The following is a 22,929-nucleotide window of genomic DNA, read 5'->3' as shown; positions in this document are numbered from 1 at the left end:
TATCTTCCTCATCAATTTTTATTTGTTCAAATCGGTCTGGTTCAGGCTCAAATTGAGATATAAAACTTTAATGTTCTGACTAATGGTAGATAATCAATTATTGAAAGCTCTTTATCGAATATATTAAATACGTGTGAATAATATTACTAGTTTTAAATTTCAAGCTATTAATTTATGTTGTCATTTATTGTTCCTGTTAAAAGTAAGAGAGTATCCCGTGATTGGCCAAGTTTTTGTAAGTTATTTGAAGGTACATTAAAATCTATTTGTAAACAAACAGACGAAGATTTTAAGGTTATAGTGGTGTGCCATGAAATGCCAGAAATAAATTTTACTCACAAAAATATTCATTTTGTTCAAGTTGAATTTGAACCTCCTATAAGGGAAGAAAATGAAAGTAATAATAGTATAAACAAACGCAGGGAAATTGATAAGGGTAAAAAGCTTAAGATCGGTACGGCTTATGCATTAGAAAATTTCAATACGGACTATGTTATGACTGTTGATTCAGATGATTTTATAAGCAATCGTATTGCTGCTCACGTTAATCAAAGCGCAGGAGATGTACCTGGTTGGTACGTAAAGCATGGTTATATTCATATGGATGGTAAAAAATTTTTAATATCAACACGTAAGTTTAGTTATTTATGTGGGAGTTCTGTAATCGTAAAACCTAATTATTTAAAGTATTTCTTTGAAGTAGATCCAATTTTATATTTTGATCATAGATTAACTGTACTTAATAATGAAATTAGTCTATCAATCCTCCCGTTCTATGCAGGAATTTATAGCATTGCTAATGGAGAAAATCATCTTATGACTGTTTCTAACGTAAAGAAATCTAATAATCATAAGGGTTGGTTAGGTATGAGTGGAATAAAAAGAATAATTCATAGAATTAGCACCTACAGATTTAAGTTTATTACTAAAAAAATAAGAAACGAATTTAGTTTTAATATCTAGTCCAAGTTACTTTTCACCTTTTTTAATTGAAATCTTCAGTGAAAATTGCGTTTTTTCTATTCTATTCTAATATAGTTTTCAGAGTAAATACGGTTACCATCCTCATCAATTTCTATTTGTTCAAATCGGTCTGGTCCAAGTTCAAACTGAAAAACAAATTCTTGTTGTTCGGCAATAACATCGTTCATAAAAGCAGATCCAAATTCTAAAGTTTCAGTTAAAATACCGTCCTCATATTTGTAAGAGCCATAACCAAAAAACTCAATCGAATCTATTTTTAAAAGTTTACACCACATAACTTTAGTGTCTGTGTACATCTTAATCTGCCTAGAAAGCGTGTTATTTTCAAATGAGTCTACAATTACATTATCTTGATAATTATAAAACCCTTTAAGCTCCCATGCACCTTTAAGTTGGTTTAATTTAGTTGCAACCGCTTCAACCTCCTTAGAGCTGTCCATTGTAGATTCTGCAGTATCCTTACATGAAGATATAAACACAAAAGCGAGGCAAATAATAATAAATTTAATTTTCATGATTTTGATGATTTAGCTGTTAAACCCTTATAAATTACAAAAATAAATGCAGATATATATAGTATTTACCAAATTTATAATGTCATAACCAGTGTTAATAACTTCTCTGTAAGGATTTGGACAAAAATCCTACTTTTGCTACACAATAAAAAAGGAATATATGTCTGAAATGATTGAAAAAGTTAAATGCTTAATTATAGGTTCTGGACCTGCAGGTTATACTGCCGCGATTTATGCTGCAAGGGCGAATATGGCTCCTGTTTTATATCAAGGTGAGCAACCAGGTGGACAATTAACAACCACTAACGATGTAGAGAATTTTCCGGGTTATCCTGATGGAATAACTGGACCTGAAATGATGATACAACTTCAAAAGCAGTCTGAACGCTTTGGTACAGATGTTCGTCACGGTTGGATAACGAAAGTTGATTTTTCTGGGGATGTCCATAAGGTTTGGGTAAATGAAGAAAAAGAGATACATGCTTCTACAATTATTATATCTACTGGTGCTTCAGCCAAATATTTAGGTTTACCATCTGAGCAGAAATATCTACAATTGGGTGGTGGAGTTTCGGCATGCGCTGTTTGTGATGGATTCTTTTACAGGAACCAAGAAGTTGTAATAGTTGGCGCAGGAGATTCTGCATGTGAAGAGGCGCATTATTTATCTAAGCTATGTAAAAAAGTAACAATGCTTGTGAGGCGAGATGAATTTAGAGCTTCTAAAATAATGCAAGCTCGTGTTAGAAATACAGAGAACATTGAGATTTTATTAAATACTGAGACTATTGAAGTTCTAGGCGATGGGCAAGTTGTAACTGGAGTGCGTGCAAAAAACAAAGTTTCTGGTGAAGTATTTGATATTCCTTCTACAGGATTCTTTGTTGCTATTGGCCACAAACCAAATACGGATATTTTCAAGGATTATTTGGATTTAGACGAAACCGGCTATATAATCAATGCAGAACCTGGTACAAGCAAAACTAATGTTGACGGTGTTTTTGTTAGTGGTGATGCTGCAGATCATGTTTATAGACAAGCAATAACAGCTGCTGGTACAGGTTGTATGGCAGCTTTAGATGCTGAACGTTATCTCGCAGCGAAAGAAGCTGATTTTGAAGTTTCTACTTCGACTTATAATTAGAAAGAGTATTATAGAAAATAAAAAAGCTGAAGGTTAAACTTCGGCTTTTTTATTCAATAATATTTAGCGTTTCTTCTTCTGAAGTTTAGATGTACCCTCAAATTTGGTTATTGTTATGGTAGGATTGCCATATAAATAAACCTCACTGTTTCCGGATGCATTAATTGAAATATTATCCTCAACAGAAATGGTAATATCACTGTTGTCTTCTAGAGTTGCATCAACATTTTTAACATTAAATTTTGCACCAGTAAAATTTGAAGAGTTATCGACTCTGATTACTGAACTATCAGAAACTCCTTCAATGGCAGCATCAGAGCGCTGATATAAATCAAAATCAGCAACTTTACTTTTAATTAAGGCATCTAGTTTACTTGTATCACTTAACTCAACCATAGTAGAATCGGTTGTTAGATTTAATCTTGTTTTTGATTTACCATAACTCTTATAATCGAAAGTTCTTGCATTGATATTTAAATATGCTCTTGAATTATCCGAAGTTTTTAAGGTGACATCTCCCAGCTCCATTGAAGTTAATGATCTAATCTCACCATTACCCTTAACTTCAATATTCTTCAGCATATCACCATAATTTACTGTAATACTAAGTTTCTTTTTTGAAGTAATTCTTATTGTTTGTACAAATGAAAGCACACCATCCACAACTGAAAATTGAATTACTTCATGTAGATTGTCATCGGCTTCAACTTCTACTGAAGGTTTACTGTTGTAAACTACTTCAATGGTAAAATCTCCATCAATAATTAAAGTTTCAAAATCATCAATATATGTCTGTTTAATAGTGACATTTCTATCACCTTTAATTTTTTCAGTCGATTGAGATAATACCGTTGGTACTGTCGCAATCAAAAGCATAAAAAATAGTATTTGTTTTTTCATGTAATCTAAATTATTATACACTATTAAGACCCAAAGATAGTTTCAGGTCACTTTTATAGTGTTTAACAAATATATACAAAAACCATCCCAAACTCTATTAGTGAGTCTGAAATGGCTTTTAACTGATTGGTTATGAAAGGGTTAAGTATTTAAAAAACTAAGGAATTTAAACACTTTTAATTGATTGATTTATTGTTTTATAACACTACCTGATGAACTATCTGATTTATCGACTCTTTCTGGATTGCCAGAATATCTAATATCTGCACCACTTGTCGCTCTAGCAGTCAGTTCTTTAGAAGTATTTACTGAGATATCTGCACCACTTGTTGCCTTAACTTTGGATGTTACAGCTCTAAGGTTGGATGCTCTAATATCACTTCCACTTGTTGCTTCTGCAATAAGAATATTAGTTGAGCCACTTAGTCTTATATCACTACCGCTTGTAGAATGGCAGTTTAAGGATTCTGTTTTTACATCTAGTCTTATATCAGATCCACTTGTAGAATTTAATTCTAATTCGTCAACTTCAATAATATTTGTAGATCTTACGTCACTACCGCTTGTCGCTTTAATAGCCTCAATATCTGTAATGCCGAGTAGAATTTTTCTTGAAGATGCACGCCTTATATTTTCAGTGGTGTAAATTTTAAGAACATTGTTTTCTACCTCTGTCATAATCAGTTCGTGCAGATTTTCATCGGCTTCAACAGTTAAGTCAACGGAATTACCTTGTGTAATGTATAGATCTAATCCTTGACTTACCTTAATGGTCTTAAAGTCATCTGAGATATTTCTATCCGAACTCATAACTTTACCATTCCCATCGACTCCTATGCCGAAGTTTGTGTCCATGATACAGGAAACCATTAATAAACTAATGATGCTTGTAATAATAATTCTTACTAATGTGCTCATGATTTCTTTTTTTGATTGAAAATTGATTTAGTTAAAATCGTTTTTTGATTGATTGATTGATAATTCAAATTTATATTGATGGTTCTTTAGATTGAATTAAATAAGACCGAATTGTCAATATTTGTGTCTCAATTGTCATTTACCTCAATATTAACTCCATCTTCTTCATTGATTTGAATACTTACTTCTGGTTTTTCTTCTGTTATGATTTGGTCATTATCAGGGTTAACATCATCTGAATTTTCCTCTTCTTCGATATCACAATCTAAGCATTCAGTATCATCTTCTATTATTCTCAAATATTGCTCTTCCATTCCGTTATCCAATATATCGTTGTAATAGCTAGAGTTTCTATGGAAACTGTAAGTGTTATCGTCTGCATATATAACTGCACCTTCAGGAACATATAATATCACCATGATCTCTTGGTCACTAAATTTGTTTTCAATATCTGTTGTTAAATATGAACCTAAATCTAATTTACCATTACTCAAACTAAAGTCATAGTTGATATTTTCAGCTCTATTTCTAGCAATCTCATAGCTACTTCCTCTGGCTTGCTTTTCAATAACAATAGAACCCAGTGAATCTTTTGTAGATCGCACTACTAATCTAATATCAGATGACTTTATGGTTCGACCATTGTCGTCCTCAATTAATCTGTAATTATTATTTCGTCTATAATAGTAGCCATCATAATTACTATCACTGATCATATTAATTTTCAAGGTATCGTTAGCGGTAACATCTAATTGTTCTTTTACTATAAATTTAGCATCAAAAGCATGTTCTGTAGCCTGTTTTACTCCAGTTATAAATAATCCAATAATAGCCATTAGCCAGATACCAAGCAAGGTGAATTTTGCAACATTCCCTATAGACTTTAGATTGTTTACCAAGATTTTAAGACCTAAGTAGAACACGAAAAAGAATGGAATACCAACCGCAAAGAAAATGAGCATTGACATTAACCATAATGGTATATTGGCAGCGTTTGCAGCATCAATAAAGTCCATACCTGGGAAATGTACTGCATCTGTTATACCAACAGTGAAAAAAGCAACTATTAGACTAATTAGAGTGCTTATTCCTATAATGATTAAAATAACTCCAATGAACTTGGCAATTACTTTTAAGAAAAACATAATAATAGTACCTAGCGTATCGAAGAAATTCTGAGAACTTGATTTTAGTTTATTACCTTGTTTTTGAAAATCTACATTCTTAACTGATTCTGAAATATTGTCTGATACAGAATCAATTCCTTCTTTAAGTTTTTCGCCATGTTTCTTGAGATCTACATTTCTTACTTTTTCAGAAACGGTATCAATACCATCTTTAATTTTTTTTTCAATGTTGGTGATATTTACAGGATCACCAGTCATTGTTAGTTTTTCGGCCGTCGTAAAGGCTTCTGGCACTAAAGCCCAAAAAATTAAATATATGAGTATGAATGTACCACCAGAACCAATGGTTAAAAGAATCCAAAGTAAACGCATCCAAATGGTATCTATGCCAAAATAGTGGCTTAAACCAGCAGCTACACCACCAATGTATGAGTTATCAGTATCTCTGAATAATTTTTTTGTAGGTCTAGAGCTGTAAGATTGTCTTGGTTGAGGTTCGTCTTCAAAAATTTCGTCATCTACCAAATAATCTTCTGGTTGTCCCATGATGGTAATAACCTCATCAACTAGTTTTATTCCTACTACTTGCTTTTCGTTTTGTATACGTTCTGAAAATAATTCGGCAATGCGTGCCTCAATATCTGAGATTATTTCTGAACGTCCTTGAGAGTCTGTAAATGAACGTTTTATAGCCTCAAGATAGCGTGATAATTTAAGATATGCATCTTCGTCTATGTGGAAGAATATACCTGCTAAATTTATATTGACTGTTTTATTCATTTTTTTGGTGTTTTTGTACTTGTTACTAGGTTAACTGCATTTTTTAATTCACTCCAAGTAGTGTTTAATTCATTGAGAAACAATTTGCCTGTTTCTGTTAGACCATAATATTTTCTTGGTGGTCCAGATGTGGATTCTTCCCAACGATAATTGAGTAATCCAGCATTTTTCAATCTTGTAAGTAGAGGGTAAATTGTTCCTTCTACCACAAGCATTTTTGCGTCTTTGAGTGTGCCAAGAATCTCTGCAACATAAGCATCTTCATCCTTTAAAATAGATAAGATGCAATATTCTAGGACACCTTTACGCATTTGTGCTTTTGTGTTTTCTATCTTCATATTAATAGTATCTTAAATTCGATTAAACTGTTCATTTTTTGATTGATTATGATGATTTTATATGCTATTTTAAAAAGTTGATTGTTAGAGGATAATTGTACAATTTTCCATCTCTAGCTGAAATGCTAGCTTTAACTATAAGTGCGAGTTCAATAATAAAAGCAATTACTGCCAATACTCCTAAACCACCTCCTATATATAGCAGAGGAGAAGGTTCGCCTACGTTAATATGAAAATTGTTGAATCCACGAAAATCTAATACATTCATTCCTTCAAATAATTTAAAAATAAAAAATGGGACACTGATTGTGCCAATAATTATTGCATACAAAAGTATGCTGATCTGGAAGTTAATAGCTTGTTTACCATGCTTATCTACAAACTCAGATTTGTTCTTGTTCGCGGCCCATAAAACTATTGGACCAATAAAGTTTCCAAATGGAATAATAAACCTTGAAAATGTTGAAAGGTGTATGAAAGTTGCTAAATTTTTATAGTGATTATCTATCATTTTTAAAAGTATATAATAGTTGCTTATACAAATATATGTCTTTAAAAAGGTATTATGTTACGCATAGTACTAAAAATTAACATATTTTTAACATTAGCAGAGCTTATAAATTTATTTTATTTTAGTCCATATATAAATATGATACATGAATATAACACCGTCTAAACTCAATAAATTCCTAATGTTTAAGTTACCGGCAGCATATTTTACTGGTGTAAGAACAAAGCATTTAGATGATAAAACTTGTGTGGTTACAGTAAAACATCGTTGGATAAATCAAAACCCTTTTAAATCCATGTTTTGGGCAGTGCAAGGCATGGCAGCAGAGTTAACAACAGGTGCTTTGGTAATGAGAAAGATAAAGCAAAGTGGTAAAAATATATCAATGTTGGTAGCCAACAATAACGCATCTTTTACTAAAAAGGCGACAGGTAGAATAAGATTTACTTGCGAAGAAGGATTAAAAATTAATGAAGCCATATCTAAGGCTATTGAAACAGGTGAGGGGCAAACCGTGTGGTTAAATGCCAGTGGTGTTAATGAAGAAGGTATCCAAGTGTCAACTTTTAATTTTGAATGGACGCTTAAGATTAAATCTTAAGTTTAATGTAACAAAATTGATTTGCTTTCAACATATTAATAGAATCAACCTTTAAATAAAAACATTATGGAAAAATTACCAGATTTTAGTAATAGAAATGCCCATGAAATTGATTACCGTATATATGGTGAAGAAATGCAATATGTAGAAATAGAACTAGATCCCCAAGAAGCGGTTATAGCAGAATCGGGAAGCTTTATGATGATGGATGATGGTATAAAAATGGATACTATTTTTGGCGATGGCTCTGAAAAGGATAAAGGTTTTTTAGGAAAAATATTAGGAGCTGGTAAACGTATACTTACTGGTGAAAGTTTATTTATGACAGCCTTTTATAATGATCTTACTGGCAAGCGTAACGTATCTTTTGCGTCTCCTTATCCAGGTAAAATTGTTCCTATAGATTTAACGGAGTTTGGAGGTAAGTTTATCTGTCAAAAGGACGCTTTTTTATGTGCAGCAAAAGGCGTTAGTGTAGGTATTGAATTTTCAAAGAAATTAGGTAGAGGCTTATTTGGCGGTGAAGGTTTTATAATGCAAAAATTAGAAGGTGATGGTATGGCATTTGTTCATGCTGGTGGCACCATGGCAGAAAAAACCTTGCAGCCAGGAGAAACCCTAAGAGTAGATACAGGATGCATAGTTGGCTTTACACAAGATGTGGATTATGATATTGAATTTGTCGGTGGCATTAAGAACTCAATTTTTGGCGGAGAAGGTTTATTCTTTGCCAAATTGCAAGGACCTGGTAAAGTATATGTTCAATCCTTACCTTTTAGTAGGTTAGCTAATAGAATAATTGCTTCTGCGCCACGTACTGGTGGTAAGGACAGAGGTGAGGGTAGTATCCTAGGAGGACTGGGAGATATTTTAGATGGAGATAATAGATTTTAGACGAATGTAATATTATGGTAGCCATAAGGTTATGATGTAAGAATTCTCTTTTTGCAAAAAAGATTATTATCGAATAAATATAACATTTAACATAAAAAGCTGTTAAACACTTATAATCGATAATTTTTTTTTCTAACTTTAGAATATAATTTGAAACAATAGCCTATAGAAGAAATCTACATTTTGTTAAACCTAAAACCAAAAGTAAAATATGGCAAGAGCAATGTACGAGTACACCAAAACTGTACTTAATAAGGTGAGTTTTGATGCCGCATTATTCTGTAAGGAAGTGGAAAAAGCAGTGAGAAGATTATTGCCACATGAGTTGGAAGATCTCAGAATATTTATTCAGTCCCTGATTAATCAAAACCCAGAATTAAATCAATGTTTAATTTATTTAAAAGCATAAAAAAAAGCGACTCGTAAGTCGCTTTTTTTATTTAGGTAATGGACTGATTATTTCTACATTATGAAATGCAATTGCTCCTCTTATAATACCTGAAATCACACTATGCAAAGCATCTATAATTTGCATTTTCAATTCACTCTTATGATATATTATACTGACCTCTCGTGCAGGAGATGGTTCTTTAAAGTGTCTTAGGTTTGGGTTGAGTTTTTCTTTTACATCTAAGGTATGCAAATAAGGTAGAAGCGTCATGCCAAGCCCTTCATTAGAAAGCTTAATTAAAGTTTCAATGCTTCCGCTCTCTAACTGAAAACTATCGTCCAAGTGATCTTTAAATGATTTACATAGATTTATTACTCCATCTCTAAAGCAATGACCGTCTTCTAATAGTAGCATATCATCAATATCGAGATCTGAAATTTCGATTGTTTTCTTGTCTCTCAATCTATGATTTGTAGGCACGTAAGCTACAAAAGGCTCATAATATAAAACACGTTCTTTAATGTTATCACTCTCTAAAGGCGTTGCAGCGATTGCTGCATCTAAATGGCCATCACTTATTCTGGTTAGAATTTCTTCAGTGGTAAGCTCTTCAATTTTTAACTTTACTTTTGGGTACTTTTTAATGAAGTTTTGTAAAAACATTGGAAGTAAGGTTGGCATTACCGTTGGTATAATTCCAAGTCTAAATTCTCCACCGATAAAACCTTTTTGTTGGTCTACTATATCCTGGATACGATCTGCTTCATTAACTATATTTCTTGCCTGAAAAACAATTTTTCTTCCAACATCTGTAAGTTCAATTGGTTTTTTACCTCTATCAAAAATAATTACATCCAATTCATCTTCTAATTTCTGTATTTGAGTACTTAGTGTAGGTTGAGTAACAAAGCATTTTTGGGCTGCTTTAGTGAAATTTTTGTGCTCTGCTATGGCTAATGCGTATTTTAATTGCGTAATAGTCATTGATATAAATTTAGACTATAAAATTACAAAAAGTATTATCAAAAACTATAGTTGAAAATTCAAATAAAAAAGACTGTCGGTTAGGACAGTCTTTTATTTTTTTGATTGATTGCGTTTTTTGATTAATGATATTTTTAGAAGCGTATGTTAAACTCTAGATCCTTATTTTCAACTACGAATTTTGAATCTTCGTATTGTGGAGGACCAAATGACATAACATTGTTTGAGGTACCAAATCCTTCTAAAGGCATTCCATTTTCTCTATAGTCCATTCTCCCGTTTTCATTGGCATCGTGCAAGCCAATAATTGCGTATTCACCCGGTTTTACATTTTCGAATTTTACGGTTACTTTTCCTTCTTTTATTGTGCTATCTACACTCAGTACACCGTCACCTTTCATAAAGGTGTCTTTGGTATGAAGTGCAAAAGCAGCTATACCCTTGTCACTAGTTAAATTGTCTACCGTTACTGTAATTGTTATGCCATTATCTTGAGCAAAGCTTAAAAATGTGGTTAATGTAAATACGATTGTTAAGAATAGATTCTTCATAATATTAGTGTTTAATGGTTAATGATTGATGATTCAAATATCCAACAAAAGAATAGTGTATGATAAATGTATTTACCGAATTGTAAAATAAGGCTGACGAATTGTAAAATAGATTGAAAAACGAAAATTAGCAAAGTCTTAGATGATCCTTTTAATATTTAAAGAAGTCCTCTTGCTTTAATTTCTAAATACTTATTGATAGTATTTATTGTAAGGTTTTCAGGAGGTGTAAGAATGGTCTGGATACCATGCTTCTGTAATTCTTTCACCATTAAGCGTTTTTCAAAGGCAAATTTCTCAGCAATAGTCTTATGGTAAATGGATTGTAAATCCTCGGCGTTTTCTTTAATGATAGTCTCTAATTCCGTATTCTCAAATAACACAACAACTAGCATGTGTTTTTTTGAAATAGCTTGTAAATAGGGCATTTGTCGCTTTAAGGCACTTAAATGTTCAAAGTTAGTATAGAGTAAGATTAAGCTACGATGTGTAACTTTTCGTTTTAACTGTGCATATAATAGGCCAAAATCACTGTCATTAAACTGGGTATCTATATTATATAATGTTTCGAGTATACGGTTTAAATAGGTAATCTTGTGAAGAGCTGGTAGGAAAGATTCTATTTTTTTAGAAAACGAAAGCATTCCTACTTTATCATGCTTCTTTAGTGCAACATTACTAAAGGCCAAAGTAGAATTTATGGCATAGTCTAATAGTTTTAATCCGTCAAATGGCATTTTCATTACCCTGCCTGTATCTATTACTGAATAAATGGGTTGGGATTTTTCATCTTGATACTGATTTACCATTAATTCTCCATGCTTGGCAGTAGCTTTCCAGTTAACTGTTCTAAAGTCATCTCCAAGAACATATTCTTTAATCTGCTCGAATTCTGAAGTATGACCGATGCGTCTAATTTTTTTAAGTCCTATTTGAGTAAGTGAATTGCTAATAGCTAAGAAATCATATTTCTGCATTTGTATTATAGACGGGTATACCATTACCATCTGTTCGTTCTGAAACCTATACCTGCGCTTAATTATTTTAAGTAATGAAGATGCAAAAATGTTGAGATGCCCAAAATAGTATTCGCCTCTATCAACTGGCCTTACCGCATATTCGAAATTATGTGTTTCATTAGGGTTGAGACTTATCTTATATGAAAAGTCACGTTTTTGGAACTGTACTGGTAACTCATCAATTACTTCTATATAAGTTTTAAATTTGTATAAATTACTTAGTGTAATTGGTACCGGATTGTTATCACTATTTGAGAATTTATCTGGAAGTAATCGTCTTGCATCAACTCCATTTTTCGAACCATAGAGTAGCGTTAAGTCTATAAACAATAGAACAATAATTACAGTGGTTAAGATCCATGCGATTGAATATAAACCGTCAAACCAATAAGACATTAAAAAGCACACAGAAACAACAGCTAAATAGATATATAGTTGTTTGTGTATGTATAATGACTTAATAAAATTCATACTAATTTTTATCTTGGTACTTCAACGGATTGAACAATCATTTCAATAACATTCTCTGTTGACATACCTTCCATTTCGCGCTCAGGTGTTAGTATAACCCTATGATTAAGTACAGGATTTAATGCACGTTTTATGTCTTCTGGGATAACAAAATCTCTTCCGTTTATCGCAGCAAATGCTTTAGAAGTATTTAATATAGCAATAGAAGCTCTAGGAGACCCACCTAAATAAAGGTGTGGGTGGTTTCGCGTTTTTGAAACAATCTCCGCGATGTACTTTATAATCTTTTTCTCAACAACAATAGCTTGAGTTTTATTCTTATAATCTTCTAATGATTTTGTATCTAAAATTGCATTTATCCTAGATTGCGGCGCATCTCCTTTACGCTCGTGATGTGATGCGATAATTTTAATTTCATCTTCTAAGGATGGATAATCTACTTTGATTTTGAAAATGAATCGGTCTAATTGTGCTTCTGGTAGAGCGTATGTTCCTTCTTGTTCAATTGGATTTTGAGTTGCTAAAACCATAAAGGGATTTTCAAACTTATAAGTAATCCCATCAATAGTGGCTTGTCGTTCCTCCATTGTTTCAAATAAAGCAGCTTGAGTTTTGGCAGGTGCTCTGTTTATCTCGTCAATTAAAACGATATTAGAAAAAATAGGTCCTTTCTTAAATTCGAATTCAGAGGTTTTCATATTTAAAACAGAGGTTCCTAAAACATCACTAGGCATTAAATCTGGTGTGAATTGAATACGACTAAAATCAGTTTTTAGTACTTTGGCAAATAGTTTTGCGGTTACTGTTTTTGCAATTCCTGGTACGCCTTCAATTAAAACATGACCATCAGCAAGAAGAGCCACAATGAGTAGTTCTACAAAATTATCCTGGCCTATTATTACATTTCTAAGTTCAGATTTTATTTGCTCTACGGACTCTTTTAATCCATCTAACTGAATTCTATTGTCAAAATTTAAGTCGCCATTTACTTCTTCGTTTTCCATTGGTTATTGGATTTAAAATTTTCTATTAGGGTATTTAACCTTTCTAATTCTATATTATTAATCTGTGTTTTTGCATTCAATCTTTTAATGTAACCGAATAGCATTTCTGTGTCTTCTATGCTATTATTGCTTCTTGCCGCTAAGTTTTTAATGAACATATCATTAATTTCTGAAGTGTTCAGATACATCGTATTTCTAATATGCTCTAGAAAGTGCTGCACCTTATGGTTAGCAATGTCTTTATGCTTACCATTTTCATAGTACATATTAGCAATTGTCCTAGTGAATTCTAGGGTTTGGTTTTTAAGCTGTTTTAAAACAGGTATAGCGCGTTGTTTACGTTTACCTTCAAAAATTATATAAACTAAAACACCAATTAACACAATGTAATAAGCCCATTTTAAGGATTTGGTATTTAATAACAAATACATTGGTGATGTGTAATACTTCTTACCGTTTTTATAATATTTATCTAAGTATATGGGTCTGCTCGTATCTAAATAGGAGAGAAGCCCAGCCGTGTAATTTTGATTTGGTGAATTGAGTATAAAGTAGTTGGTGTATGCCTGAGGAAATGTGCTGAGTATTATTTCACCATCACCAAATGGTTGTTTTATAATATTAACAAGCGAATCTTCTACGGTTTTATTTTCACCTCTATATTTATCAATAAAACTAACAACACTAGTATTTAAGGTATCTATTTCATGAAAATGAAAGAATGTATTTGGTCTGTCATATTTGTAAGAAACTGTATTGTCTAGACGTGGATTTACCAGCTGTACTTGATATTCATTATTAAAATTACCAACTATATTTACTGATTTTGTATTTAGATTTAATGTATCTAACAAAGTCTCCTCAAAATCTACCGCAGAAACCATCAATGTATTGCCTAAATCAACCCAATCAAGAAGTGCATTTAATTCTTCTTCACCAAAATTAATTCCACCATTATAAAATAGATAGGTACCATTAATATCATTTTCCAATAAATACTCAAAAGGTGGCCTATCCACTAGATTTACACTATCTGCAATACGCTGTATTTGCTCATTAAAAACATAGGATCCAAATGGAATTTTGTGGTGTGTGGCATAGGAAGGAAACCAATTTAATTCCTTGGGTTTGTTCATTTCTAGAACCACTATAGATAAAATAGTTAAGAGAACAAGGGTGATATATATTTTGCCTTTTTTACTCAAGGTTTGGTTATTCTAGTATTAAGGTTTTCGAAAGGTTGTCTTAACGCCTCAAATTTTAGTGCATCTACACCAAACTCACCGTACCATACATAATCATAAATACGCGTGATGTTAATGAAACTGTCTTTTAAAGAAATGGCATTTATTTCTTTAATATAATCCTCATTGGTTTTTTGCGGTTGCCAATCTATGTTGTCATTGTCAGTTAAATATTTTAGAGAAAGAAGATAGTAATAGCGAATTGCTAATCTGTAATTTTTGTGATTGATGGCTTCTTTAATTAATGCAGGAATATCTTCATTCTTAATAATCTGTTCTTCCTCTGTAATTGTGATATTTCCTTGTGCTTTGACGTTCATAACCAATCTATTAGAATTCACTTTTAGAAAAAACCGTATTAAAAGAAAAATTAGAAACCCAAGGAGTATATAAGGTAAAATTCTAAAAATGAAGTATAAGAATCCGGATGCCGTACCTACACCAAATATAGCTTCCCAGAATTTTCTTAAGATGTTTTGTAACCAACGGTATGCTCGATCTAAAAATGTTTCTTCAGCTTCAAATTCAACGTAATTAAAATCTTCATCTGCCTTATAGGTTTCAAGATCTTTTTCAGATATTTCTTTTTTTTCGATTGTACTTTCATCAAATATAACCGATTGCTCATTTTGTTGTGCAACTGAAAACTGTACCAAGCAAATAAAACAAAGTAAATACCTGAATAGTTGCATTTACTCTTCTATTTTGCCTATTTCACCAATACGCTCGTAAGTACCTGTAAAATTTGTTTTTTCATGCAAGTGAAAATATATAGCAGCACCGCCTACAACTAAAATTACATTCAGAAATACTTGAACGAATGCTTGTATAACACTCAATACTATTAATATAGGGTCTCTTGAAAAATTCTCTAAGTTGGCAGGATCAACTTCACCAGTAAATATTCCTGTACTAATCATGGCATAAATTGAACTAGGTAATGCAAAAACAACGATGATGATGTAGTAAATAATAAATATAACAATGTATGAGCCCCATGCTGTCCAGAAATCTACATTAACAAGATTAAAACTTTTACTATAAGCATCGACTACAGAATTTCTAGATTCAAAAACAAAAAGACTAAAAACCACAGCCATTGGTACCATTGCATATAGCACAGGTAATACACAAAGCATAGTTGCAAAGAACAATGTGATTCCTTTAAGAATACCAAGTCCGAAAAATGAACCAATAAACTTATATGTGTTTCTTTTTATTTCATCGTAGTCCGTCAAGCCTTTATTATCAATATATGATTTAATATAGAATAAAACCGTTCCTCCAAGTAGAATATAAGTAGCAATTGCCGCAATGAAATAAACAAAGAACGCCAGCAATGATAATACTAGACTACCAGAATTTAAGGAGGAATCTCCAAATGCTGTGATATCAAAAATATCACCGGCTACATAGTTATAAACTGCCAATGAAAGCAGATAAACTAATACAGCTGGCCCTGCAATATTTATTATCATTTTCATGAGAGGCTTAAATTCATTTCTAATAAAACCGAAAGTATCTGTTAGTATACCACTGAAGTCACTTTGTTTTCTAAATTCTATATACGGTCTGTTCATATTGGGTTGGTTTGTGGTATTGGGTTAACGTCTTGAGTTTTTGAATGCTCTTTGTTGAGTTTTAATTTTTTGTGCAATTTAATAGGATAATAGACATAGTAAAATAATATAAGCGATAGTGAACTACTTATTATTAAAATAGCGAGCCAATCAGGCATTTTTGTGTGTCTTGTTACAAATCCTTCTAAAAAACCGGCGATGATAAAAAATGGAATTGTACTCATTAATATTTTTAATCCGTTAATAACACCTCGTTTAAAAGATTCTAGTCGTGGTAAGGTGCCGGTGAATATCATTCCATTGCCCATAACAAGACCAGCACAGCCAGCAATGATAATTACTGATATTTCTATCGTACCATGTATCCAAATCGTTCTAGCAGATTCCCATAGTAGTCCTTTTTCATAGAAGAAATATTGAAAACTACCTAACATAATTCCATTTTGCATCATAATATACAATGTGCCTACACCAAACATAATTCCATAACCAAAAGCAAAAAGTGCTACTCTAATATTGTTAAGCGTGATCCCTAAAAACATATTAAATTCTCCTTGCTCTTTATAAACTGCCATAGGATCTCCTTTCTCAATATTATCTAAGGTCATATTAACATAGGCGTCACCAAGAAATGATCTAACAAAATCACCTTCGTTCGCAGCAGAAAAAGCACCGGCCAAAACAAAAAATGCAAATGTTAAAAAGGCAATTAATAGTTCTCTATGGTGTTTGTAAAACATTAAAGGAAATTCAGTTTTAAAAAAAGAAATCAATCTGTTTTTTGGTTCCTTTTTTGTTTTGTAAATCTTTTGATGCGCCTGTGAAGCTAATTGGTTTAAATACCGTTCAGTATTACTGTTTTTATAAAAGGTTTTGGCGTAGCTGAGATGATCTGTAACTTCAATGTAAAGGTCTGAAAGTAAATCGGGATCTATTGAGGTTTTATTTATTAGAATGCTTTCAAATTCTAACCATTTATCTTTATTTTGCTTCACAAAAGCTGCCTCGCGCATATACTAAAACCTTTAGCTTCCAAAGAAAAGAAAATATGGATGAATTTCAAATAGAAACTGCCCAAAATGTAGGGATAAAGCAAAACGTTGCGAACATTGGAGATCGTATGCTTGGATACCTTATAGATAGTGCAGTTATACTATTCTATGTGATCGCGTCGATATTGCTTTTAGTTGCTTTAGATCTCGATATGGGTGACGCATGGTCTATATATCTTTTGGTAAACTTACCTGCCTTTTTATACTATGTTTTATTAGAGACCTTTTGGGATGGTAAAACGATTGGTAAAAGTGCTATGAATACACGTGTTGTCAAATTAGATGGATCTAAACCTAGTTTTGCTAATTATTTTGTGCGTTGGATTTTAAGAATTGTTGATGTGGCCTTAACTTCTGGTGGTGCAGCAGTACTAACAATATTGATTAAAGGCAATGGCCAACGTATTGGAGATATTGCGGCAGGAACAACTGTAATAAGTGAGAAAAAAAAGGTAACTATCAATGATACGATATTAAAAGAAATACCAGTTGGATATGTACCCACTTATAGCCAAGTAACAGTGCTCAATGATGCTGATATGCAAAAAGTGAAAAACCTGTATGATGATGCTGTATTAAAAGGCAATCATAACATAATACTTAATCTTCACCATAGGCTTATAAAGGTTATGGCTGTGGATCCAAAAGAAAAGCCTGTAGATTTTATTGCTAAGGTTATAAAAGATTATAATTACTATACTCAGAATATGTGATGTTTTTTCAAGTTGTAGATATATTAGGAACGGTTGCCTTTGCTATTTCAGGAGTATTGGTGGCAATGAACAAACGTATGGATGCCTTTGGTGTAATTATTATTGCATTTGTCACAGCAGTAGGTGGAGGGACGTTGAGAGATATAATGGTAGGTGTTGAACCTGTAGCTTGGATGCGAGATATTACCTATGTATATGTCATTGTTGGTGCTACAGTATTTGCAGTTGTTTTTAGGAATCAGCTAAAACATTTAAGACGATCTTTATTTTTATTTGATACCATTGGTATTGGATTATATACTGTTGTTGGTATTGAAACTGGATTGGTTGCAGGGTTGCACCCATTAATCTGCATTGCTTTAGGTACTATGACAGCATGTTTTGGTGGTGTTATCAGAGACATCCTTTGTAATGATATCCCTGTGATTTTTAGAAAAGAAATCTACGCAACCGCATGCATATTAGGCGGATTTACATATTTCTTACTTAGGGAGTTTTTAGAAGATAGAAACTATTTGTTTGTAATAGCTGGTGTAGTAGTTATTGTTTTGAGGCTAATTGCTGTAAGGTTTAAAATTAGTTTACCCAGTCTATACAAAGATGAAAAGTGAGAGTTTTGGTTTTAATTTGGTTTTTCTTCAAAATCAATTTTCGCTTTGCTTTTTTCATTAGTATCAAAATAAAGCTCTTGACCCTTTAAGAGTAAAATTTTCTTTTTCTCACTAGATTTAATGGTGATTATCTTAATAAGTTCACCTTTTTTCTGAATTCTAATCTCAAAATAACTAGTTCCAATATTTTCAACTATGGCATAGGAATCTTTGTTTATATAGGGATTGATAGCGCCATCCTGACCAGGTCCTTTACCGGTTATACACATACTTTGAGAAGCATCTAATTCTAAAACTTCTTGGGCTGTAATAGTATTAAAGCTTAATAAGCAAAGAACAATTAATAGAAGTGATTTCATGATTTATAATGATGTTATTTATTAAGTCGCCATGGTGGATGGAGTCTATTTTCTCCTGCAAAATACAATATTAGCTGATTTCCGTCTAAGTCTTTGAGTCTTGCTTCTCGCCATAACCAGTTTTGGTCAGTATGTTCTAAATCAAAAACAATTCCATTTTGTTTTAAAGACATAACGTGCTCATCAAGATTATCACATTCAAAATAAATGGAAACACCTTCAATGTTAGTTAATTTATCGGTTTTATGAATAGAAAACGTTGAAGTTCCATTAGGACATTCAAACCTGGCGTAATGCGGAAGTGCCTTAACTATTAACTTAAGTCCCAATAATTCATAAAATGAGATTGCTTTTTCAACGTCTAAGGAAGGAACAGTAACTTGATTTAGATTCATTATATTTTTATTCCTTTAATTGAATGGTCTTATTCAGTTTTGCGCTTTTTATAGCAGCATCTAAAATTTCCATCACTACCATATTATTTTTTAGAGAGGATAAATCGTATTCAGGAACATCTATTTCTCCTTTTATCACAGAAGAAAAATAAACAAAAGGATCGTTATAAGGTTTTTCTCGTTCCTTTAATGTTATGCTTTGTTCTTCAAAATCATCATAACCAGAGCCAATTCTGATCCTAAAATCATTTCTATTATCTGCATAGAGGACGCCCTTTAAGCCATACACTTCCATATCTTTTCTTCCTATGGGCCAATTCCAAGACGCTTGAATAATGCCTATTAAATTATCATACCTCAATACTATTATAGCTTCGTCATCTACCCTTGGATTATTTTCAGGTTGCTGTTGCATGGTAATAGCTGTGACGCTATTTGGTCTTTTACCATCCAATATCCAAGTTAGTAAATTGGCACCATAACACCCAAAATCTGTAATTGCACCACCACCATTTAATACAGGATCAGTAAGCCATTCTAAAAACTCCTTATCTACACCTATTTTTTTTGGTCCTTTGTGACCATCTCTGACAATTATTTTCCTCAGCTCACCAATTACAGTGTCCTGTTTAATCGTTTTATAAACTTTATGGTTGGTTGGATACCAAGTTGTTTCATAATTGGTTAGTAAATGAATTTTATGCTTATTAGCAAGGGCGTTCATACGTTGTGCATGATCTAAACTTACTGCTAATGGTTTTTCGACCATAACGTGGATGCCCTTTGGGGCACAGGTTTCAACGATCTTTAAATGATCATAAACGGTCCCAAAAGCTGTCACTGCTAGTGGCTGTTTTGAAGCTATTAGCTCGTCTAATGTATCATAAACCAATTCCATAGAGAATTGATATTGATCTGCATATCGTTTTGCCAATTCTTTGTTTGGTTCTACAATACCAACAATTTCAAATTCCTCATTTGTATTGCTATTAAATATCCAATGAACGTGAGTATGAGTTAATCCCACAACACCAATTTTCACCGGTTTATTTTGACAACTTATGTTTGTTGTAATTATACTAATTAAGATAAAGCAGATAATATTATACTTCATTGAAAGATGTAATTGAGTATTATTCTATTCTGTATTTAGGTTGATACCTCCATACCATTTAGAAGACAAATTAAAAAGAAAGGCTTGGATAATACCAAATATATAACCTGCAATCACACCAATTAATGGCATACCTATTAATGCACCAAAAGCCAATACGGTTCCATAACTGAGGCCAGGTGTTTCATTTGAAGTAATCCATTCTAATGTGACAAGACTGTCAATTATTAGTCCTCCAATTGAATAAATGACACCGAATACCAAACCAATTAATAATCCCATAAATGCTTGAAATTTTGCAAATGAGAAAACCCCAATTTTTTTAATTTTTTCCATGTTTACTGCTTTTATAGATTCAACAGAATAGTGCAGTATGTGCAAAAGATGCAACTATGTTTTTAAAGTTACGAATTAATCAATTATCCTATCGTAAGTATTGTAAACAAATTCAGTTAAGGTAGAGTCTTTTCTAACATCAAACTTAAGATTAGTAAACTCTGCATTAAAACGACCAGAACCTTTATTATCCCTAACATTTTCAAGTTTTATCCAATGTTCCATTTTTAAATGTAGACTTGCACAGAGACCATCACCTTGTATATAAAAATAAAGATATTCGTTCCCGTTTATATTTTCGTAATCTTGTAACCAGTAAGTTAGTTCTGTTTTGTCTATCAATGATAATTGATTAACTAATTCGTCCTTATAAATCTTTGAATCAGGAGTATTTTCTTCAAATACTGGGTTGTTGTTGGCGCATTTTGGTCTATCACAAGAAATTTGAATTAGTAGAACCAAGAATAGTATAATGTAGAAGTATTTGTGCTTCATGCACTTATAACGTGATATAATAAATATTATTTTTATTAATTAAGGTTTAAAACTTCAATACACTTTTCTCTAATTTCCCAAATGTGTTCAAAGGTGTATTTAGATTTTGATTGCTGCAACCAATCCTTAATAAATGTTTTGTGATATATAACCTTAAATTCAACAACTTCTTCAGGAGATATTTTGATTTCATTTATAATATCATTTTCAATAGACTCAAACTTAGAATTAGAATTTGTGAAATCAAATCGTACTCCATCAATCAGCAAGTAACAATGAGCTTCTGGAATGTAATCGATTGAATTTTTTGATAATACCTTTCCTATTTTGGGAGTATTAGTTGGATTCATTTTATATATACCCAGTATAAGCTTAACACTAGATAATTCATTCAATTCAGCAACCTTTTTTAATAAAGCATGTTTAGAACTGCAGGTGCCTTTGTTTTCTTTAATTACAAGATCAAAGTCGTATCTATTACTATTTCTGCCATATGGTAAATTCTTAACATGAGTAATTAGATCGTCCCAGGTGTAGATATTAACGCTATGCAAATATCTTGAAAGACTATCTTTTGATGTTAGTTTTATATTGTTAAGCACTATTATAAATCTTATTAAAACTAAGTTAATGAATTGAAAATGATGTCTTTGGTTTTGGTAGATAAAAATTTGAAATTATAGTAGCCTATTATCATTAATATTTATATTTGCGGCTTCATTTGAAATAATAATTTACAGTTAAACGTCATGAAAAAGATTCTGTATTATTTCTTCTTGTTTCCCATTTTTATTTTTGGTCAAGTAAAAGATGCTGATTCTATAAAGGTTAAAGCAGATCTCTCATTAACGGGCTTTATACAGGCTGGTAATGTAGAGACAGTTATTTTTAGAGCCACGTCTAATGTTAGCTTTAAACCATGGGACAAAGGACTTTTTGAAACCAAAAACTCTTATGTCTATCAAGAATTTGGCAAGGAAAAAGCTGATGAGGATATTTTAAGTCTTAACTTTTTACGGTTTACTCCAGAACGCAAAATTTCACCTTTGGTATTAGGTTTTATAAGTACTAATTTTAGAAGAGAAATAGACCTACGCTATCTCTTTGGTGCAGGAGCAACGTTTCAAATCTTTAAGAAGGATAAAAATTCACTCAAGTTTGCCCTTACCTGTGAGTATGAAAATACAGACTTCAAGAAATCAACCTTCAACCGATCAGAATATGATGGAAATAATTCCATAGATGCGTTACGTGGTACCTTATGGGTACAAGGTGAATACCATTTGTTTAAGAAAAAGCTGATCGTAAAACACGAAAGTTTTTTTCAGCCTTCCTTAGAGGAAAGTAATAATTATAGATGGCGCGCAGACGTAAGTTTAGAATTCCCAGTATGGAAGTTTCTGAATTTTAATATTAATTATCTTGATACGTTTGAAAGTGTTGTAATACAGGACCAAAAACAAGATGATAGTGTATTAACATTTGGTTTCACATTAAAAAATTACCTATAGGTGCATTTAGGGTTATTTAATTTTGGTTTTCAAATATTTCCAGAACATAAATACACCAAAAATTAGATTTAACCCTAAAAAAAGAGATCCGAATATTAATAGCTTGTTATAATTTTCACTGGGCTCTGTAAACTCAGACAATTCTGAAATTAATGCAAATACCATATAAAGGTTTAGTAATATGAAAATGGATGCGATCATAATTCCTGATGCGAATTTTTTATAGATCAATTGAAACAGTAATACTATTAGCAATAATATAGCTATAGGGTTAAAAATATTTGCTGTTAATGTCCAATAATATATAGTTGCTAAGATGAGGTAGAATTCTGGAGTTAAAGCAATGAGTTGTTTAGTTTTCATTGAAATGGAATTAATTAAAAATAT

29 protein-coding genes are annotated in these 22,929 nt (G+C 32.0%); 8 read left to right on the top strand and 21 right to left on the bottom strand.

Annotated elements, in window-relative coordinates; all coding sequences use genetic code 11:
- Positions 1 to 174: 174 nt before the first annotated feature.
- Positions 175 to 963, top strand: a complete 789-nt coding sequence (locus tag ACFWV9_RS06555; protein ID WP_411894445.1) for a glycosyltransferase family A protein — start codon at positions 175 to 177, stop codon at positions 961 to 963.
- 56 nt (positions 964 to 1,019) lie between these two features.
- Here ACFWV9_RS06555 and ACFWV9_RS06550 read toward each other — a convergent pair whose 3' ends face one another.
- On the bottom strand, positions 1,020 to 1,499 hold the full coding sequence (locus tag ACFWV9_RS06550) for a hypothetical protein (RefSeq protein ID WP_411894444.1): 480 nt from the start codon (positions 1,497 to 1,499) through the stop codon (positions 1,020 to 1,022).
- Positions 1,500 to 1,659: 160 nt separating this feature from the next.
- On the opposite strand from ACFWV9_RS06550, the gene trxB reads away from it, so the two are divergent.
- Complete coding sequence (trxB, locus tag ACFWV9_RS06545; RefSeq protein WP_411894443.1) at positions 1,660 to 2,643, top strand: thioredoxin-disulfide reductase; 984 nt, start codon at positions 1,660 to 1,662, stop codon at positions 2,641 to 2,643.
- A 63-nt stretch (positions 2,644 to 2,706) separates the two neighbouring features.
- On the opposite strand, the gene ACFWV9_RS06540 is transcribed toward trxB, so the two are convergent.
- The 5 genes from ACFWV9_RS06540 to ACFWV9_RS06520 all read right to left on the bottom strand — a co-directional run bounded on the left by ACFWV9_RS06540 (position 2,707) and on the right by ACFWV9_RS06520 (position 7,217).
- Entirely contained in the window at positions 2,707 to 3,543 is an 837-nt protein-coding gene (locus ACFWV9_RS06540; RefSeq protein WP_411894442.1) for a GIN domain-containing protein, read from the bottom strand.
- 189 nt (positions 3,544 to 3,732) lie between these two features.
- Complete coding sequence (locus tag ACFWV9_RS06535) at positions 3,733 to 4,461, bottom strand: head GIN domain-containing protein (protein ID WP_411894441.1); 729 nt, start codon at positions 4,459 to 4,461, stop codon at positions 3,733 to 3,735.
- A gap of 128 nt (positions 4,462 to 4,589) precedes the next feature.
- Positions 4,590 to 6,368, bottom strand: a complete 1,779-nt coding sequence (locus ACFWV9_RS06530) for a PspC domain-containing protein (protein WP_411894440.1) — start codon at positions 6,366 to 6,368, stop codon at positions 4,590 to 4,592.
- On the bottom strand, positions 6,365 to 6,706 hold the full coding sequence (locus ACFWV9_RS06525) for a PadR family transcriptional regulator (protein ID WP_411894439.1): 342 nt from the start codon (positions 6,704 to 6,706) through the stop codon (positions 6,365 to 6,367). The genes ACFWV9_RS06530 and ACFWV9_RS06525 overlap by 4 nt, the downstream gene beginning before the upstream one ends.
- 64 nt (positions 6,707 to 6,770) lie before the next feature.
- Positions 6,771 to 7,217: a DUF4870 domain-containing protein gene (locus ACFWV9_RS06520; protein WP_411894438.1), complete on the bottom strand. Its 447-nt coding sequence runs from the start codon at positions 7,215 to 7,217 to the stop codon at positions 6,771 to 6,773.
- Positions 7,218 to 7,362: 145 nt separating this feature from the next.
- On the opposite strand from ACFWV9_RS06520, the gene ACFWV9_RS06515 reads away from it, so the two are divergent.
- The 3 genes from ACFWV9_RS06515 to ACFWV9_RS06505 all read left to right on the top strand — a co-directional run bounded on the left by ACFWV9_RS06515 (position 7,363) and on the right by ACFWV9_RS06505 (position 9,121).
- Positions 7,363 to 7,818, top strand: a complete 456-nt coding sequence (locus ACFWV9_RS06515; protein WP_411894437.1) for a DUF4442 domain-containing protein — start codon at positions 7,363 to 7,365, stop codon at positions 7,816 to 7,818.
- A 66-nt stretch (positions 7,819 to 7,884) separates the two neighbouring features.
- Complete coding sequence (locus ACFWV9_RS06510; protein ID WP_411894436.1) at positions 7,885 to 8,712, top strand: TIGR00266 family protein; 828 nt, start codon at positions 7,885 to 7,887, stop codon at positions 8,710 to 8,712.
- 211 nt (positions 8,713 to 8,923) lie between these two features.
- Positions 8,924 to 9,121 carry a hypothetical protein gene (locus ACFWV9_RS06505; protein ID WP_411894435.1) on the top strand — a complete coding sequence of 66 codons (198 nt, stop codon included), beginning with the start codon at positions 8,924 to 8,926 and terminating at the stop codon, positions 9,119 to 9,121.
- A gap of 27 nt (positions 9,122 to 9,148) precedes the next feature.
- Here the strand turns inward: ACFWV9_RS06505 and ACFWV9_RS06500 are convergent, their stop codons facing one another.
- From ACFWV9_RS06500 to ACFWV9_RS06465, 8 genes are all read right to left on the bottom strand, one after another.
- On the bottom strand, positions 9,149 to 10,087 hold the full coding sequence (locus ACFWV9_RS06500; protein WP_411894434.1) for a LysR family transcriptional regulator: 939 nt from the start codon (positions 10,085 to 10,087) through the stop codon (positions 9,149 to 9,151).
- Between the two features lie 134 nt (positions 10,088 to 10,221).
- Complete coding sequence (locus ACFWV9_RS06495) at positions 10,222 to 10,638, bottom strand: DUF2141 domain-containing protein (RefSeq protein ID WP_411894433.1); 417 nt, start codon at positions 10,636 to 10,638, stop codon at positions 10,222 to 10,224.
- A 158-nt stretch (positions 10,639 to 10,796) separates the two neighbouring features.
- Positions 10,797 to 12,128, bottom strand: a complete 1,332-nt coding sequence (locus ACFWV9_RS06490) for a DUF58 domain-containing protein (RefSeq protein WP_411894432.1) — start codon at positions 12,126 to 12,128, stop codon at positions 10,797 to 10,799.
- Between the two features lie 8 nt (positions 12,129 to 12,136).
- Positions 12,137 to 13,132 (bottom strand): AAA family ATPase, encoded by a 996-nt coding sequence (locus ACFWV9_RS06485; RefSeq protein WP_411894431.1) that lies wholly within the window; start codon positions 13,130 to 13,132, stop codon positions 12,137 to 12,139.
- Positions 13,114 to 14,268, bottom strand: coding sequence for a DUF4350 domain-containing protein (locus ACFWV9_RS06480; RefSeq protein WP_411894430.1), 1,155 nt, complete (start codon positions 14,266 to 14,268; stop codon positions 13,114 to 13,116). Before ACFWV9_RS06480 ends, ACFWV9_RS06485 begins: the two co-directional genes overlap by 19 nt.
- Before the next feature lie 65 nt (positions 14,269 to 14,333).
- The gene (locus tag ACFWV9_RS06475) at positions 14,334 to 15,068 is read right to left on the bottom strand and encodes a DUF4129 domain-containing protein (protein WP_411894429.1); all 735 of its coding nucleotides are present in this window, start codon (positions 15,066 to 15,068) and stop codon (positions 14,334 to 14,336) included.
- The gene (locus tag ACFWV9_RS06470; protein ID WP_411894428.1) at positions 15,069 to 15,956 is read right to left on the bottom strand and encodes a hypothetical protein; all 888 of its coding nucleotides are present in this window, start codon (positions 15,954 to 15,956) and stop codon (positions 15,069 to 15,071) included.
- Positions 15,953 to 16,969, bottom strand: a complete 1,017-nt coding sequence (locus ACFWV9_RS06465) for a stage II sporulation protein M (protein WP_411894427.1) — start codon at positions 16,967 to 16,969, stop codon at positions 15,953 to 15,955. Before ACFWV9_RS06465 ends, ACFWV9_RS06470 begins: the two co-directional genes overlap by 4 nt.
- A 35-nt stretch (positions 16,970 to 17,004) precedes the next feature.
- Between ACFWV9_RS06465 and ACFWV9_RS06460 the strand changes: the two genes are divergently transcribed.
- Together ACFWV9_RS06460 and ACFWV9_RS06455 are read left to right on the top strand one after the other, a co-directional pair.
- On the top strand, positions 17,005 to 17,721 hold the full coding sequence (locus ACFWV9_RS06460) for an RDD family protein (protein WP_411894426.1): 717 nt from the start codon (positions 17,005 to 17,007) through the stop codon (positions 17,719 to 17,721).
- Positions 17,721 to 18,332 (top strand): trimeric intracellular cation channel family protein, encoded by a 612-nt coding sequence (locus ACFWV9_RS06455; RefSeq protein WP_411894784.1) that lies wholly within the window; start codon positions 17,721 to 17,723, stop codon positions 18,330 to 18,332. The genes ACFWV9_RS06460 and ACFWV9_RS06455 overlap by 1 nt, the downstream gene beginning before the upstream one ends.
- A gap of 11 nt (positions 18,333 to 18,343) precedes the next feature.
- Here the strand turns inward: ACFWV9_RS06455 and ACFWV9_RS06450 are convergent, their stop codons facing one another.
- The 6 genes from ACFWV9_RS06450 to ACFWV9_RS06425 form a co-directional block, all read right to left on the bottom strand.
- Positions 18,344 to 18,691, bottom strand: coding sequence for a hypothetical protein (locus tag ACFWV9_RS06450; protein WP_411894425.1), 348 nt, complete (start codon positions 18,689 to 18,691; stop codon positions 18,344 to 18,346).
- A 14-nt stretch (positions 18,692 to 18,705) separates the two neighbouring features.
- Positions 18,706 to 19,086 (bottom strand): VOC family protein, encoded by a 381-nt coding sequence (locus ACFWV9_RS06445; protein WP_411894424.1) that lies wholly within the window; start codon positions 19,084 to 19,086, stop codon positions 18,706 to 18,708.
- Positions 19,087 to 19,093: 7 nt separating this feature from the next.
- On the bottom strand, positions 19,094 to 20,200 hold the full coding sequence (locus ACFWV9_RS06440; protein WP_411894423.1) for a Gfo/Idh/MocA family protein: 1,107 nt from the start codon (positions 20,198 to 20,200) through the stop codon (positions 19,094 to 19,096).
- A gap of 24 nt (positions 20,201 to 20,224) precedes the next feature.
- Positions 20,225 to 20,536, bottom strand: coding sequence for a hypothetical protein (locus ACFWV9_RS06435; RefSeq protein WP_411894422.1), 312 nt, complete (start codon positions 20,534 to 20,536; stop codon positions 20,225 to 20,227).
- 75 nt (positions 20,537 to 20,611) lie between these two features.
- Positions 20,612 to 21,031, bottom strand: a complete 420-nt coding sequence (locus ACFWV9_RS06430) for a hypothetical protein (RefSeq protein WP_411894421.1) — start codon at positions 21,029 to 21,031, stop codon at positions 20,612 to 20,614.
- 35 nt (positions 21,032 to 21,066) lie between these two features.
- Complete coding sequence (locus tag ACFWV9_RS06425; protein ID WP_411894420.1) at positions 21,067 to 21,633, bottom strand: hypothetical protein; 567 nt, start codon at positions 21,631 to 21,633, stop codon at positions 21,067 to 21,069.
- 147 nt (positions 21,634 to 21,780) lie between these two features.
- Here ACFWV9_RS06425 and ACFWV9_RS06420 point away from each other — a divergent pair, with 147 nt between their 5' ends.
- On the top strand, positions 21,781 to 22,542 hold the full coding sequence (locus ACFWV9_RS06420; protein WP_411894419.1) for a DUF481 domain-containing protein: 762 nt from the start codon (positions 21,781 to 21,783) through the stop codon (positions 22,540 to 22,542).
- Positions 22,543 to 22,554: 12 nt separating this feature from the next.
- Here the strand turns inward: ACFWV9_RS06420 and ACFWV9_RS06415 are convergent, their stop codons facing one another.
- Positions 22,555 to 22,905: a hypothetical protein gene (locus tag ACFWV9_RS06415; protein WP_411894418.1), complete on the bottom strand. Its 351-nt coding sequence runs from the start codon at positions 22,903 to 22,905 to the stop codon at positions 22,555 to 22,557.
- Between the last annotated feature and the right edge of the window lie 24 nt (positions 22,906 to 22,929).

Origin of the sequence: Winogradskyella sp. A2 (genome assembly GCF_046762865.1) — a bacterium.
Taxonomy (GTDB): Bacteria; Bacteroidota; Bacteroidia; order Flavobacteriales; family Flavobacteriaceae; genus Winogradskyella.
This window is presented reverse-complemented; position numbering and strand designations above follow the sequence as displayed.